Below are 15627 nucleotides of genomic sequence, written 5' to 3'. Positions count from 1 at the left end.
TCACTAAAACAGCCAGAGGTTATTTCGCAGCCGATTTTCCCATGTCCACCAAGGCAGGGTTGTAGAGCTTCCTATTTACCTCTTTTAACTTCTCAACCGGAATTTTAATCACTTTCCGGTCATAGGTCATAATACCGTTTGTTTCAATTTCCACGTCAGTGGTCTGGGTATAGATAGCCGCCGACAATCCTCTTTTTATTAAGTCTTCCAGTTTCTCGGTGAAAGATTTATATTTCTCAAACAACTCATCGGCGTTTTTGAAACTCTGGTAACCCCAGTTGTCTTTCTGCTGCCAGGTATGACCTTCTATTGGCAAGCCAAGGCCGCCAAACTCGCCCAGTACAATAACTTGTTTAGCTCCAAACAAATCAGCGCGTGGCATTACTGGGCCAGGGTAATTATGCATGTCAATAATGTGGCCCACCGGGTGGAAATTGCCGCCGCTGGCACTGTTCACCAATCGCGACGTATCTAAGTCCATGGTCCATTTTGTTATTTCAACAGTTTTGAATTGGCCCCAGGCTTCATTGAAAGGTACCCATACTATAATGCTAGGGAAGTTGTGCAGGTCTTTCATAATCTCTTCCCATTCGGTCCGGAAGATTTGTTCTGATTCTGCTGAGCGGGTCATGTCCTGGCCATCGCCTTCAATACCGGGCTTATTGCCCCAGCGTCCGCCCCAGTCACCATTCGGCATATCTTGCCATACCAGCATGCCTAATTTGTCGCAGTGGTAGTACCAACGGGCTGGTTCTACTTTTACGTGCTTCCTGATCATGTTGAAGCCCATCTCTTTTGTCTTGTCAATGTCGAAAATAAGCGCCTCTTCAGTTGGTGCAGTGTAAAGCCCGTCGGGCCACCAACCTTGATCCAAGAACCCGTACTGAAATACAAACTTGTTATTGAGTAGCATGCGTTGGATTCCGTTAGCGTCAGGGGCCATACTTATTTTGCGCATCGCAAAGTAGCTTTTTACTGCATCCACCACTTTCCCTTTCCGAACAACGGCTATCTGCAAATCATACAAAAACGGGTTTTCAGGGCTCCACAGTTTAGGGTTAGGCACTTTGATAGCTGTTGGGCTGTTGGCGTTCATCTCCTGCTCTTTCACTTTCTTTTTGCCATCCCACACAGTAACTTTTATCCGGTCATTCGCCTGCGGATTTTGCACTTGGGCATTTACCGTAATGGTTTGTTTGTCGATATCAGGAGTTTGTTTTGTAGAAGCAATATACGTGTGCGGTACTGACTCCAGCCATACCGTTTGCCAGATGCCTGTTACCGGAGTGTACCAAATGCTTTCAGGTTTTTTTACCTGTTTCCCTCTGGGCTGTGGTCCGTCATTGGTAGGGTCCCATACCCGCACGGCAATCTCCTGCTTGGCTCCTTTTTTCAGAACCGATGTAATGTCAAAGCTAAACGGATCGTAGCCGCCCTGGTGGCTGCCTACCTTCTGGCCATTCACATAAACGTCGCACTGCCAATCTACTGCTCCAAAGTGCAGCAACACTTTTTGCTTCCGCAGCTTTGAAGAAATGCTGATGTCTCTTTTGTACCATAATTCATTCTCTTTACCCACTGTTTTGCCTACACCAGACAATGCAGACTCAATGGCGTACGGCACCAGAATCTTTCCATCAAAAGAGGTAGGAATTGTTTGTTGCTGAGCCTGTGGTTGCACCTTGTATTGCCAGAGCCCGTTCAGGTTTTGCCAATTTTCACGAACAAGCTGCGGGCGTGGATACTCTGGTAAAGGGTTAGCAGGGTTTACTTTTTCTGCCCAGGGTGATGTTATTTTTCCGGTGACAAGTTGCCAATCTGAAGTTTGGGCACTGGATATACTTGCCTGAAACAGTAAAACGAGAAGTAAAATGTACGGGGTTTTCTTCATGCTATCAAAGTCATTTGTGTAACTACCAATGCTCATTTATATTCAATGTGAACAATATAGTAAGAAGACTTTAAAGGGAGTACTTTAAGGAGCAAAATGTATAGTAATCAATTAGGGGCAGTAAAATTTAAATGGTGTCTTTGATATCAAAATGAAGCGGACGGTTGTGAGTTATTCCTTTTTATAAAATACGGTAGCGTAGAAACAGCAAAGCGGCGACCCCTTTCAAAAAGGAACCGCCGCTTTGCTGCTTATGGTAACAGAGAATTATTTATTATCTCCGCTGTTGTTATCGTCTTTTACTTCTTCAGCATCGGCAAATTGGTGGCCGCTGTAGCTTACCAACACAATAGCCCCAATGGCTACCGCTGCCACAGATAAAATCATTTGTACCGGTGTCATTTTCTGGCGGGCCTTTAACATAAGTTTGCCGGCGTCTGAAAGTAATTCCGGTAGCACGTCATGGTTACCTTGGTACACATGCATGATAGACTCTACAGTGCGGGCAAAGTCTTTGGGCTGTACCAAGTGGGTAGAAGTATTTGATGTTTGTTCCATAGTAAAAGGTAGTTTGCGTATTAAAAGTTAAGTACGGCACGCTTTCTAAAACACACCGAAATGTTTATACGCAAGATCCATTACTACGGACAAGCTTTTTTCAATTAAGCTACTTGTCCGCCGGCACCACGCACAGCCTCATTTATTTTTTGGATGATTTTGTCTGGGCTAAACATCATGCTGGCCGGAAAGCTTACCTGCACATTGTTGATTTGCAGCGTTTGTGATGCCTCTTCATAGGCATAGTCGGCGGTAACGCCTTGCTTAGAGACACGACCGCTGTTGCCCTGTAGCTCAATACCGGCGGCGCCAAGTTTGCCGCGCAGGTTGTTATACAATTCAGGGGTTATGCCTTTGTAGGTAGCACTATTTGCCATTATATTATGTGTTTAGGTTAGAGAAATTGTCTTACGCAGGACTCAGTTGCAAGGTTAACAGCAACTAAAAGTGGCTAAATATAGCTGAATTAACACAGAGGCCCCAGTGCAGGTAAGCAATTAATGGCATATTTGTTCTTAACCTTTCCGCCTGTTTTGGGGTAAAGCTTTACGCTGCCCCCAAGAAAAGTAAAATGAAGAAAATAATACTGCGGTCTGTCATAGGTCTAATTTTCCTTTTAGGAGTAGCGGCCTTTTTCTTCGCCGACCAGCAGTCTGGGTTTCATGCCCAAGAAGCTACTTTTGTCAGAGATAACTCGGTTACCCAAGGTGCACCAGACAGTGTGATCGTGAGTGCCGGTGCCCATTATATAAGAGGAGGACTTGGCGAGTTTTTTCTGGGGAAACACTACCGCAGGGTGTGGGGGCAGCCCGTTAAAGCAAAGGTGTTCCACATGGGAGACCAGAGAGGCGGGCTGCGCATTGAAAAACTAGGTGGTGGTATGCAAACGACCAGCCTTACGTTGACTGATTCTATGGGTCGCCGCTTCGCCTTGCGCTCTGTTGATAAAGATCCTATTCAGGTGCTGCCTCCCTTCTGGCGGAACACGGTGTTGGGGTCCTTTGTGCGGGACCAAATTTCTGCCACTAATCCGTACGGTGCCTTGGCGGTAGCTCCGCTAGCCAGCGCCGCTAATGTTTTGCACCCAACCCCTCAGTTGGTGTTTGTCATGCCCAATGACAATGATTTTAAACAGTACTCCACCTTGTTTGGTAGTAAGCTGTTCCTGATGGAAGAAAAGTTTTCTAACAAATCATCGCTCTCGCGGCAGTTTGGTAACGCTGTTGATTTGTTAGATACTGAAGAAATGCTGGTGCGTCGGTACAAATCTAACCGCCACCGGATTGATCAATGGGCGTATGCCCGTGCCCGACTTCTGGATTTCCTTATCAGCGACTGGGACCGACATGAGGGGCAGTGGGACTGGGCAGAGTATAGGCACCAGGGCGAGACTTGGTACAAGCCCGTGCCTAAAGACCGGGACCAGGCATTCGGACGCTACGATGATGGTCTCATTCCTTGGCTTGCCACGCGTAAATTTGCCGCCCGCAAATTCTCTTCTTTTCATCCAGAATTCAAAGATGTTTACGGCCTCACCATTAACGCTTCATTTTTAGATGCACGTGCTTTGTCAGAGGTGACTCAGGCTGATTTCAAACGGTTGGCGCGTGAGCTGCAGAATAAGCTAAACGATTCTGTATTGAGAGCAGCCGTGCGTCAGTTTCCAGCAGAAGTGTACGAATTGATAGGCGAGGAGACGTATCAAGTACTTAAGAAGCGGTTACAGCTGTTGCCGCAGGCGGCAGAAAAGTATTACGACATTTTAGCAGAAGAAGTAGCCGTAGTAGGTACTGATGAAGCAGAGCGGTTTGTAGTGCATAGGCTGTCACAGGGTAGAACCGTAGTAGAGGTTTTTCGCCTGTCGGCTAGTAACACCAATGGGGCTAAGGTTTATGCACGTACTTTTTTTGCAAACGAAACAAAAAGAATAAACCTGTACGGGCTGGGCGGCAATGATTTATTTGACCTGAAAGGTTATGCCTTACAAGGCAGCTACGTTACAATTTATGCCGGCGATGGTCAAAACAAAGTAACCGACGAATCTGAGGTAGACGGCTGGCGGAATAAAACGGTAGTGAAGGGACATGTAAACGGCGTGGAAATAAAGCCCGGGCCTGAAACCGAAATCTCTTTAAAAGAAAACGCAGCAGAGGTGCCCACATTTATAAGGGTAAGGCAGCGGGATTAAAGAGCTCAGGTGTTTTAAGCCTCTTTTTTAGAAAATAGGGCTAAAACAGAGTGCAGCCCTTTCGCTTATTAGTTCGCCTACAGCTTTATGTCGCTTCCAATTCTATCAGATACTTCATTAAACTTTTGCTGAATGCAATCTGAGAGGCTCATGCCCAATTTATCAGCTAGTAAATCAGCATAAATTACTATGTCAGCTAACTCACGGCCGACATCTTGCACGTCAATGTTTTCTCCGCGTCTAATTTTCTTGATGAGGTTGCACATTTCGCCAGTCTCTCCGGCTATGGCGTTGCTCCAGTCTGCAAGGGTCCAGTCTTGGCACTGGTTATACGCCGTGGCGTTGGCGTTTCTTATTTTATTGGCGGCGGTAAGTTTAGTCAAATCCATAGGGTAAAGATAAAGAAAGTGAACAAAATAGGCAGAAAAGCATAGGTGTAAAGCAAATAATGCAATTACTTGAGGTATTGGTTTGCCCCTTGCCTAATTATCAATAATTTCGCCCTAATCAGTTTTTATTCCGTACAAATGACAATATTCAAAAATCAGCTACTGTTTATTGTATAACCAATAAAGGCTGAAAATTTTGATTTTATATATTTGCTTATGCGAATTTAGAGTTTATTGCCCTTATTATTATTTTATAACTTGCCAAGATTTAGAAAGTACTTTCAAAATTTATGGATAAATACTCATATATAGCCAACGCCCATGGCGCCTATATAGACGAACTGTACAAGCAGTACCAGCAAGATCCACAGTCGGTGGAGTTTGGTTGGCAGAAATTTTTTGAAGGATTTGAATTCTCAGGAACCTACCCCGGTGAAAATGGTGAGGGAGCTGTAGCTTCTAAACCGGCTGCAGGCGGCGTAACTACCGGAGCCACCGCAGGTGAGGTAGACAAAGAGATTCAGGTGCGTAACTTGATTTACTCTTACCGCTCACGTGGCCATTTGCGCTCTAACACAAACCCGGTGCGCCCGCGTAAAGACCGCAGAGCCTTGTTAGACTTGTCTGACTTTGGTCTCTCTGAGGCTGATTTAGATACCAAATTCCAAAGTGGTTCTGAGTTAGGTTTAGGTACAGCTACCTTACGTGATATTCTGGCTACCCTGAAGAAAGTGTACGAAAGAACCATCGGGTTTGAGTACATGTACATTCGGGACCCAGAGGTGCTGGAGTGGTTCAAGCAGAAGGCTGAGCAAGAATCAGTAAACTTTAACCCTTCTATAGAATATAAAAAACGCATCCTGTCTAAACTGAATGAGGCAGTTGTGTTTGAGAACTTTCTGCACACTAAGTTCTTAGGGCAGAAGCGGTTTTCTCTAGAGGGTGGTGAAACCACTATTCCGGCTCTTGATGCCATTATTGAAAAAGGTGCCGAGCTGGGCGTAGAGGAAGTGGTGATAGGTATGGCCCACCGCGGTCGCTTAAACGTGTTGGTGAACATCATGGGCAAAACCTATGAGCAGGTTTTCTCTGAGTTTGAGGGAACTGCCGTGCCGGATTTGACCATGGGCGACGGTGACGTAAAATACCACATGGGCTTCTCTAGTGAAGTATACACCTCCAGCGGAAGTTGTGTTAACCTGAAGCTTGCGCCAAACCCGTCGCACTTAGAGGCGGTAAACCCAGTGGTGGAAGGCTTTGTACGCGCCAAGCTTGACTCTATGTACGAGCGCGACACAAATAAAATCCTTCCTATCCTGATTCACGGTGATGCGGCCGTTGCCGGACAGGGAATTGGCTATGAGGTAACCCAAATGGCGAAGCTAGAAGGCTACAGCACCGGCGGTACCATTCACTTCGTGATTAACAACCAGGTAGGTTTCACCACTGACTTTGAAGACGCCCGTTCATCTATCTACAGCACTGATCTAGCCAAAATCATTGACGCGCCGGTGTTGCACGTAAACGGTGATGACCCTGAGGCAGTGGTGTTTGCGGTGCGTTTGGCTACTGAATACCGTCAGAAATTCCACAACGATATCTTTATTGACATGGTGTGCTACCGCCGCCATGGCCACAACGAAGCAGATGAGCCTAAGTTCACGCAGCCGCAGTTGTACAACATTATCTCTAAGCACCCTAACCCACGCGAGATTTACAACAAATCGTTAGTAACCCGCGGTGAGTTAGATGCCAAGGTGGCCGAGGAAATGGACAAAGAATTCCGCCAGATGCTGCAAGAGCGTCTGGATATGGTAAAGCAAGAGCCACTGCCTTACAACTACCAAAACCTTGAAAAAGAATGGCAGCAGTTACGTCGTTCTACTCCTGAAGACTTTGACCAATCGCCGGTGACAGGTATTTCTGCCGAGGCTGTGGAGAAAGTTGGTAAGGCGTTGACCACCTTGCCAGAGAATTTCAAGCCATTAAAGCAGATTGAAAAGCTGATCAAAGAACGTCAGGATATGTTCTTTGAGAGCCGCTCGCTTAACTGGGCTTCGGCTGAGTTGCTGGCCTATGGCTCAGTGCTTTTAGATGGCAAGATTGTTCGCATGAGCGGGCAAGATGTGCGCCGCGGAACATTCTCGCACCGCCACGCCGTATTGCGCGATGCCAACACCAGCGCCTCTTACACCAACCTGAACCACATTCAGGAAGACCAACAGAAACTGCAGATTTACAACTCGCTGTTGTCTGAATATGGCGTGTTGGGCTTTGAATTCGGGTATGCCATGGCCAACCCTAACGCACTGGTAATCTGGGAAGCCCAGTTTGGTGACTTCGCCAACGGTGCCCAGGTCATGATTGACCAGTTCATCTCTTCTACCGAATCTAAATGGCAGCGGATGAACGGAGTGGTAATGCTATTGCCGCACGGCTACGAAGGCCAAGGTCCGGAGCACTCTAATGCCCGCCCAGAGCGCTTCCTGCAGTTGGCCGCTGAATACAACATGTACGTGACCCAGTGTACCACGCCTGCTAACTTCTTCCACATGCTGCGCCGCCAGTTGGCTACGCCGTACCGTAAGCCATGCATCCACATGTCGCCTAAGTCTATGCTACGTCACTCCAACGTGATGTCGCCAATTGAAGACTTTACGCAAGGCTCTTTCCAAGAAGTGCTAGGTGATACTTACGCCGAGGCGAAGAGTGTGAAGAAAGTGTTGCTGTGTACTGGTAAAGTATACTATGACCTACTGGAAGAGCAGCAGAAAACTAACCGCAAAGATGTAGCCATTATCCGTCTGGAGCAGTTGCATCCGTTCCCGAAGGTGCAGTTGGAGCGCGAATTAGGTAAGTACAAAAACGCTAAAGTGTACTGGGTGCAGGAAGAGCCGTTCAATATGGGAGCTTGGACCTACATTCTGAGCGTAATGCGCAAAGACGTGGAGGATGTGGTATCTCGTAAGCCGAGTTCTTCGCCAGCCACTGGTTACAACAAAATCCACCAGAAAGAGCAGCGCTACCTGATAGAAAAAGCCTTTAGCATCTAAATGAGAAATCGTCTGTTTTAGGCTTGCTTTTTGAAAAGCAGGCCTAAAACAGACTTCAATAGCCATCTTAAGCGAAAAGAAAATTATGAGCTTAGAAGTAAAAGTGCCGGTTGTCGGCGAATCCATCACGGAAGTAACCATAGCCAAATGGCTAAAAAACGAGGGCGACCAAGTTGCCATGGATGAAATCATCTGTGAGCTTGAATCTGACAAAGCCACTTTTGAACTGCCTGCCGAAGCTGCCGGTGTTTTAAGAATAAAGGCTCAAGAAGGTGACACCATTGCCATTGGTGAAGTTATCTGCGTGATTGATGGTTCCGGTCAAGGTACATCGGCGCCAGAGCCAGCAACGTCTGCCAGTAAAGAAGGCATTACTGAATCTAAATCAGTAACTGACCCACAGAGTACTGTAGCTGCTGAAAATACTCCTAACGGTGGCGGTTCTGGCGAGACCTTAGATATTAATATTCCAACAGTAGGGGAGTCTATTACTGAAGTGACTATTGCCAAGTGGCTGAAGTCAGACGGTGATCAGGTTTCTATGGATGAAGTTCTTTGCGAGCTTGAGTCAGACAAAGCTACTTTTGAGCTTCCTGCTGAAGCGGCCGGTGTACTGCGCATCGTGGCTAAGGAAGGTGAAACCGTAGAAATAGGTGCTACCATTTGCCGCATTGAAGTAGGGGCTACTTCAGGTGCATCGGCTCCTAAAGCAAGCGCTCCTGCTGCACAACCAGCTCAGGCTGCTTCTGCCCCAGCGGGCGGAGCCTCTACCTACGCCAGCGGAACTCCATCGCCGGCGGCCGGTAAAATATTATCAGAGAAAGGTATTTCCGCATCTGATGTTTCTGGTACTGGCCGCGACGGACGTATTACGAAAGAAGATGCTCAGAATGCACAAGCTCGTCCGGCAGCTCAACCAGCCGCAGCTTCTGCGCCAGCTGCTAAAGAATCTGCTGCCCAGCCTCAGGCCGCTGCAGGTTCACGCAATAGCCGCCGCGAGAAGATGAGCAGCCTGCGTAAAACAGTTGCTCGCCGTCTTGTAACGGTGAAAAACGAAACGGCCATGCTGACTACTTTCAACGAGGTAGACATGAAGCCGATTATGGATATCAGAGCCAAGTACAAAGAGAAGTTCAAAGAGAAGCACGAGGTAGGCTTGGGCTTTATGTCGTTCTTCATCAAAGCATGTACCATGGCTCTTCAAGAGTGGCCAGCGGTGAACGCCCAGATTGACGGCGGTGAGATTGTGTACAACGACTTCTGCGATATTTCCATTGCCGTTTCGGCTCCTAAAGGTCTGGTAGTTCCGGTTATCCGCAACGCCGAAGGCCTTAGCTTAGATGGTATCGAGAAAGAGGTAATTCGTTTGGCTAAGCGTGCCCGTGAGAATAAACTGGGTATTGACGAAATGACCGGTGGTACCTTCACCATCACCAACGGTGGCGTGTTCGGTTCTATGATGTCTACGCCAATCATCAATGCGCCACAATCAGCTATTTTGGGTATGCACAACATTGTGAACCGTCCGGTTGCCGTGGGTAACGAGGTGGTAATCAGACCAATGATGTACCTAGCCCTGTCTTACGACCACCGCATTATTGACGGCCGTGAGTCTGTTAGCTTCTTGGTAAGAGTTAAGGAATTGTTGGAAGATCCAATGAGATTGTTGCTTGGAGTCTAGCGACTTAATTATGAATTAGAAATTAGAAATTAGAAATTGTGGAGGAGGGGAAAAGAGAAAATGTCATCATTGATAAAAGCTATGCTTTTGCGTTGAGGGTTATTAAGCTCTACAAGTTCCTGACTCAGGAGCAGAAAGAATTTGTACTAGCGAAGCAACTTCTTAGGAGCGGTACTTCCATTGGTGCAAATGTTGAAGAAGCAATTGCTGCAAGTTCTAAAGCTGATTTCGTTCATAAACTTAACATTGCCGCGAAAGAGGCTAGGGAAACTTCATATTGGCTGCGCTTGCTAAAAGATAGCCAGTATATTCCTGAAAATGCATTTGATTCCATTCATGAGGATTGCTTAGAGATAAGGAAAATCATCAGCAAAATTCTCATCACCATGAAATCAAATTCATAATTTCTAATTTTTAATTTCTAATTGAAATATGAAATACGACGTAACAGTAATCGGTTCCGGCCCTGGGGGCTACGTAGCGGCTATCCGCTGTGCCCAGGTAGGTTTGAAAACTGCCATTATTGAGAAGTATTCTGTGCTGGGAGGTACCTGCTTGAACGTAGGCTGCATTCCATCCAAAGCACTATTAGATTCTTCGGAGCACTTTCATAACGCAGCGCATACCTTCAAAACGCACGGCATTGAGCTGGATAATCTGAAGGTGAACCTGGAGCAGATGATCTCCCGCAAAAGCGGCGTGATCAAGTCAAATAACGATGGTATTGCCTACCTCATGAAGAAGCACAAGATTGACGTGTACAACGGTCTGGGCTCTTTCGTGAACAAAAACACAATTAAAGTGACTGGGCAAGATGGTCAGGAGCAGCAGATAGAAACTGATAAAACCATCATCGCTACTGGTTCTAAGCCAGTGAACCTTCCGTTCCTGCCAGTAGACAAAAATCGCATTATCACTTCTACCGAGGCTTTAAGCTTAAAAGAAGTACCAAAGCACCTGATCGTCATTGGTGGAGGAGTCATTGGCTTGGAGTTAGGGTCAGTTTATGCCCGCTTAGGGGCAAAAGTATCAGTAGTGGAATACGCCGATGCCATTATCGCCACTATGGACCGTGCCTTAGGCAAAGAGCTGCAGCGTGTGCTGAAGAAGACCCTAGGCTTCGAGTTCTTCTTGGGTCATAAAGTAACGGGTGCACAAGTAGAAGGCGATACCGTAAAAGTAACTGCTGAAAACCCGAAAGGAGAGACCATTACGTTTGAAGGAGATTACTGCCTCGTATCGGTGGGTCGTAAGCCGTATACTGAGGGTTTAGGCCTGGAGAACGCAGGTGTGCAGATGGGTGAGCGCGGTATGATTGCCGTGAATGATCATCTGGAAACTAACGTGCCGGGTATCTACGCCATTGGTGACGTGGTACGCGGTGCCATGCTAGCACATAAAGCTGAAGAAGAGGGTGTATTGGTAGCAGAGCAAATTGTAGGCCAGAAACCACACATCAACTACAACCTGATTCCGGGGGTGGTGTACACCTGGCCAGAAGTGGCGGGTGTAGGCTTTACGGAGGAGCAACTAAAAGAGCGTGGTGTAAAATACAAGAGCGGCTCATTCCCGTTCAAAGCATCTGGCCGCGCCAAAGCATCTATGGACACCGACGGTTTTGTGAAAGTTTTAGCCGATGCTCAAACGGATGAGATTCTGGGTGTGCACATGATCGGGCCACGCGCCGCTGACATGATAGCCGAGGCTGTGGTAGCCATGGAGTTCCGCGCTTCCGCCGAGGACGTGGCTCGCATGAGCCATGCCCACCCAACGTATACCGAGGCTATGAAAGAAGCTTGTTTGGCTGCAACGGAGAACAGAGCGATTCACATTTAACAGATTTTTACTAAAAAGAAAGAAGGCTATCCCAGTTATGGGATAGCCTTCTTTCTTTTTAAATTAAAAGGCCAAAAGAAATTGATACGCTAGAGGACAGCAAGAAAAATTTTGAGACAGGAATTCTTACCTTTCATCTTCTAAGATATGATTATATGAAATATTTTGTACTTAAAATTATAATATCCTTAGTTCTGCTGTTTTCAAGTCCAATAAAGGCTCAGTATGCTGAAAATATACAAGCCTTTGGCGGGAAATATGATGACTATATAACGGAGATTTTGCATGATAAAGAAGGGAACAGATTTGTTATGGGTTCAATAGGCTCCCCAAACTATGTAAGTTTCCCTGAATATACAGGTGAGGAAGTTGAATTTGGAGATTTGAAGCAAAAGATTGTCGGTGGTTTCATTGCTAAATTCAATCGTAAAAACGAAGTCCTATGGATTTATGAAACTCCTACTTTTTCCAGAGGGTACGAAAGAGGGTTCATAGATATGACAATTGATGATGAAGGCTTTTTATATGTCACAGGGTATGTGCCAAGTAGCCATGGGTTTATTTTAGATAAATTAGATAAAAACGGGAATATAGTATGGAGTAAAAATTATAAAGACCCTAACAAGCCTTCTGAATATGTATTAGGTAGAAATATTGTGGTTGATAAGCAGGGGAATGTGTATGTAGTGGGGGAATTTGATGGAGTAAAAATTGAAAACTTCGTGTTTAATGAAACAGAGGTCGTTGGCAGAACTGAATTTTTTGCAAAGTATAACTCTGTAGGAGAGTTGCTTTGGGTACAAACCTCATCTAAAAATGACATAGTATATACCAACATCTTTATTGATTCTAAAGGTAATGTTATTACGATAGGAGGGTTTAAGAACACTGTGAATTTTTCGGGTTTAATACTTGAAAATAAAACAGCGGCTGATTACAATGGTTCTGTTTATGATAGATTTATAGTTAAAAGTGATACTGATGGAAAAGCTTTTTTTGCAAAAAGTTATCAACTCAGATCAAATGGAATAATAAAGAACGTTTTTCTGGATGAGAAGGATAATGTTTACATGTCAGCCCAAGGTTATTACACAAACAGCAGTCCGTGGATGATAGGGGATATTGAGGTTAAAGACACCTTTGGAGAAGTATTAGTTAAATTTGATCCCTCAGGATCGCCTCAGTGGGTAACTTCATATCAAGGAAGTTATTCTACTTCCGAATCATTTTTGCATGATGGTGAAAATATTTATATAGCTGGCATATTTGATAGGTTGTATAGGTTTAAAGGTAAGGAAATAAATTTAAGCGAAAATCAAGAGGGGGGCGTGTTTCTTTTGAGTCTCAATAGTAAAGGAGAGGCACAAGAAATTAAGATATTTGGAGGAGTAGGTGCAGAAAGGCATGCGGTTTTGAGTAATTCACCAAATAAGAATGGAGTCATATTGGGATTTACTTTTTATGATGAGATCTATAACAGTGGTAAATTTAAATACAGTAAAGGAAAGGGAGATATTTTTATAGGTACTGTACTGGATTCTTTATCCTATACGGGTAATGAAACTACAAAAATAAGCGGGAAGTTATTTCTTGATATTAATTTTAATTGTTTAAATGATAGTTTAGAAAATGGTCTTGCTAATAAAATAATTAAAATTGATCCCGGATCATATTATGCCAAGACAAATGAAAGTGGGGAGTTTGCTGTAAGGCTTGAGCCAGGAAACTACAGCCTCACGCCTCTAGTTGATCTTGCTTCAAAATCACAAATTACTCAAAGCTGCCTTCCAAGTATTAATATTGATATAAATAGTGGTCAATTGGAAGTTCCAAATTTGAACTTTGGCTATAGCTTAAAGGAATGTGCTGTTGTTTCTATAGATATTGCCACTGACCGCCGCCGCCGCTGCTTCCGCAGCAACACGGTTGTCACGTATGCAAATGACGGCACAGCCGATGCCCACAACGTTAGAATTAAAGTCATTTATCCAGAGTATGTAGTACCTATCAGCAGTTCTCTACCTTGGGCCGCCCGGCAAGGTTCTGACCTGCTATTTGATATAGGCACCCTAAAGGCAGGTGCCCGTTTAAGTTTTACCATTGCAGATTCCACCATCTGCGGAAATGAGGGCATTAGGGGGTTAAGCCAGTGTATTCAGGCTTTCATTACACCAAAAAGCACTTGTGAAATTCCTAATCAAGGTTGGGACGAATCTAGTGTTACTTTGTCTGCCAATTTTATAGAGGAAGAAAAAGTGGCTGCGTTCACCATCTCTAATGAAGGAGCCGCTGACATGACAGACAGTACTACTTATAGGCTTTATGCCAATGCAGCGTTGGTGAAGAGAGGTAAGGTAAAGTTAGAAGCGGGAGCATCAACTTCTCTGGAGGTGCCAGCCCAAATCACTACGTTAAGATTGGAGGCAGATCAGGTGCCGCATCACCCGGGTAATAGCCAGCCAGTGGTGAGTTTACAGCCAAAATCCATTCCGCCTGATTTTCCCTCTATGGCCTTGCCGCTGCCCATAGATGCTTTTTATATGGATGAGGCCGATACAGAGACAGACATCTCTTGCCTGCCCATTACCGATAGCTATGACCCCAACGACAAGCAGGTAAGTCCGCAGGGAATATCACAGCGGCACTACATTAAAGAAAATCAGGATCTTGAATATTTGGTGCGTTTTCAGAATACGGGTACCGATGTGGCGTATAATGTTATCATCAAAGACACCATCAATGATAATTTAGATATCGCTTCCTTGAGAGTTGGCTCGGCCTCGCATCCTTTTACATATACGGTGTCAGGCAAAGGGAAGCCTGTGATCACGTTCACGTTCAGGAACATCAATCTACCTGATCATAAAACGAATGAACCGGGCAGCCACGGGTTTGTGAAATTCTCCATCGCTCAGAATTTAGATAATCCTAAAGGAACGGTAATCACTAACAAGGCAGATATTTATTTTGACTACAACAGCCCTATCATCACAAATGAAGTATTTAACATTATAGGAGATACCGTTCTGGCTCCTCCTATGCCAGTGGTGGTATATGACTGCGGTATAGAAACTCCAGCAACGGCTGTGGCTGGGGCAGACATAAGCCTGTGTGAAACCAATATAGCAACTCTACAGGCCAACGCTCCTGAAAAAGGCATTGGGCGCTGGCGGTTGATAAGCGGGCAGGCTACCATTGTCAGTCCGGAGAACCCCACTACAGAGATTAGAAACATTGGTTACGGTGAAACGGTGCTGGAGTGGGTTATTACTCTGTGCAAAAAGACATCAGCCAGTCAGGTGAAAATTAACCGTTACCAAATACCACCAGCGCCAGAGGTGGCAGAGCCGGGGTTACAATGTGAAGGAGCAGCACTGTTGCCGCTGGTAGCTACCGGAAATAACATTAAATGGTATGAAGATGCAGAAAAGAAGCAGGAGTTAGCAGTTGGAAATTCCTTTACGCCCATTGTAAGCTCCACCACAACTTTTTTCGCTTCACAAACAGTAAACGGGTGTGAGAGCCCAGCCAGTGCTGTAACGGTGAAAGTCCACCCAAGTAAGGTAGCTGTCACCGTAAATGCAGATACCCTATTTGCCCCGACCGCCCATGCGTATCAGTGGTATTTTAACGGAGCCCCTTTAGCAGGGGAGACAGGCCAAAAACTAGTTGCTCAGAATACAGGAAGATATTGGCTAAAAACCTATACAAACGGCTGTGAGTCCAGAAGTGACGAAATAGAACATGAGGTACGTGTAGATCAATCTTTACTGACTATAAGCCCCAACCCGGTGCAGGAGGCTCTTACTATAAAATTTGTCTCGCATACTACTGGTGAAGTAAACTTTATCATTAGAGACATGGTGGGTAGGACAATACTAAAGGCTGCTATGCCCAAGGGCTTAACTGTATCAGAGAATTCTTTACAAGTATCGGCACTTGCCCCTGGGGTATACCTGTTGGAGCTGCAGATAGGGAAAGAGGTGCTGAAAACAAAATTTGTAAAACAGTAGCCTTGGCTGCTGTTAGTA

10 protein-coding genes are annotated in these 15627 nt (G+C 45.4%); 6 read left to right on the top strand and 4 right to left on the bottom strand.

The window, feature by feature from the left end; translation table 11 throughout:
* Positions 1–19: 19 nt before the first annotated feature.
* From A8O23_RS08950 to A8O23_RS08940, 3 genes are all read right to left on the bottom strand, one after another.
* The gene (locus A8O23_RS08950) at positions 20–1891 is read right to left on the bottom strand and encodes a glycoside hydrolase family 2 protein (protein WP_066620412.1); all 1872 of its coding nucleotides are present in this window, start codon (positions 1889–1891) and stop codon (positions 20–22) included.
* A gap of 267 nt (positions 1892–2158) precedes the next feature.
* Positions 2159–2449, bottom strand: a complete 291-nt coding sequence (locus A8O23_RS08945; RefSeq protein ID WP_066619844.1) for a hypothetical protein — start codon at positions 2447–2449, stop codon at positions 2159–2161.
* 104 nt (positions 2450–2553) lie between these two features.
* Positions 2554–2826 carry a hypothetical protein gene (locus A8O23_RS08940; RefSeq protein WP_066619842.1) on the bottom strand — a complete coding sequence of 91 codons (273 nt, stop codon included), beginning with the start codon at positions 2824–2826 and terminating at the stop codon, positions 2554–2556.
* 194 nt (positions 2827–3020) lie between these two features.
* Here A8O23_RS08940 and A8O23_RS08935 point away from each other — a divergent pair, with 194 nt between their 5' ends.
* Complete coding sequence (locus A8O23_RS08935) at positions 3021–4637, top strand: hypothetical protein (RefSeq protein ID WP_066619840.1); 1617 nt, start codon at positions 3021–3023, stop codon at positions 4635–4637.
* A gap of 77 nt (positions 4638–4714) precedes the next feature.
* Here A8O23_RS08935 and A8O23_RS08930 read toward each other — a convergent pair whose 3' ends face one another.
* Entirely contained in the window at positions 4715–5026 is a 312-nt protein-coding gene (locus A8O23_RS08930) for a MazG-like family protein (protein WP_066619837.1), read from the bottom strand.
* A 290-nt stretch (positions 5027–5316) separates the two neighbouring features.
* Between A8O23_RS08930 and A8O23_RS08925 the strand changes: the two genes are divergently transcribed.
* The 5 genes from A8O23_RS08925 to A8O23_RS08905 all read left to right on the top strand — a co-directional run bounded on the left by A8O23_RS08925 (position 5317) and on the right by A8O23_RS08905 (position 15609).
* A complete protein-coding gene (locus A8O23_RS08925) occupies positions 5317–8079 on the top strand; it encodes a 2-oxoglutarate dehydrogenase E1 component (RefSeq protein WP_066619835.1) in 2763 nt (920 codons plus the stop codon).
* 85 nt (positions 8080–8164) lie between these two features.
* Positions 8165–9760, top strand: a complete 1596-nt coding sequence (gene odhB, locus A8O23_RS08920) for a 2-oxoglutarate dehydrogenase complex dihydrolipoyllysine-residue succinyltransferase (protein ID WP_066619832.1) — start codon at positions 8165–8167, stop codon at positions 9758–9760.
* 38 nt (positions 9761–9798) lie between these two features.
* Entirely contained in the window at positions 9799–10164 is a 366-nt protein-coding gene (locus A8O23_RS08915) for a four helix bundle protein (RefSeq protein WP_066619830.1), read from the top strand.
* 28 nt (positions 10165–10192) lie between these two features.
* Positions 10193–11596: a dihydrolipoyl dehydrogenase gene (lpdA, locus tag A8O23_RS08910; RefSeq protein ID WP_066619827.1), complete on the top strand. Its 1404-nt coding sequence runs from the start codon at positions 10193–10195 to the stop codon at positions 11594–11596.
* A gap of 155 nt (positions 11597–11751) precedes the next feature.
* A complete protein-coding gene (locus A8O23_RS08905; protein WP_066619824.1) occupies positions 11752–15609 on the top strand; it encodes a DUF7619 domain-containing protein in 3858 nt (1285 codons plus the stop codon).
* Positions 15610–15627: the final 18 nt, after the last annotated feature.

The organism is Rufibacter roseus (assembly GCF_001647285.1).
In the GTDB taxonomy this organism is placed as follows: Bacteria; Bacteroidota; Bacteroidia; order Cytophagales; family Hymenobacteraceae; genus Nibribacter; species Nibribacter roseus.
This window is presented reverse-complemented; position numbering and strand designations above follow the sequence as displayed.

Bases quoted from the DNA above. Each gene is read 5' to 3' on its own strand.
- A8O23_RS08950 (WP_066620412.1), bottom strand. From the start codon at position 1,891: ATGAAGAAAACCCCGTACATTTTACTTCTCGTTTTACTGTTTCAGGCA.
- A8O23_RS08945 (WP_066619844.1), bottom strand. From the start codon at position 2,449: ATGGAACAAACATCAAATACTTCTACCCACTTGGTACAGCCCAAAGAC.
- A8O23_RS08940 (WP_066619842.1), bottom strand. From the start codon at position 2,826: ATGGCAAATAGTGCTACCTACAAAGGCATAACCCCTGAATTGTATAAC.
- A8O23_RS08935 (WP_066619840.1), top strand. From the start codon at position 3,021: ATGAAGAAAATAATACTGCGGTCTGTCATAGGTCTAATTTTCCTTTTA.
- A8O23_RS08930 (WP_066619837.1), bottom strand. From the start codon at position 5,026: ATGGATTTGACTAAACTTACCGCCGCCAATAAAATAAGAAACGCCAAC.
- A8O23_RS08925 (WP_066619835.1), top strand. From the start codon at position 5,317: ATGGATAAATACTCATATATAGCCAACGCCCATGGCGCCTATATAGAC.
- odhB (WP_066619832.1), top strand. From the start codon at position 8,165: ATGAGCTTAGAAGTAAAAGTGCCGGTTGTCGGCGAATCCATCACGGAA.
- lpdA (WP_066619827.1), top strand. From the start codon at position 10,193: ATGAAATACGACGTAACAGTAATCGGTTCCGGCCCTGGGGGCTACGTA.
- A8O23_RS08905 (WP_066619824.1), top strand. From the start codon at position 11,752: ATGAAATATTTTGTACTTAAAATTATAATATCCTTAGTTCTGCTGTTT.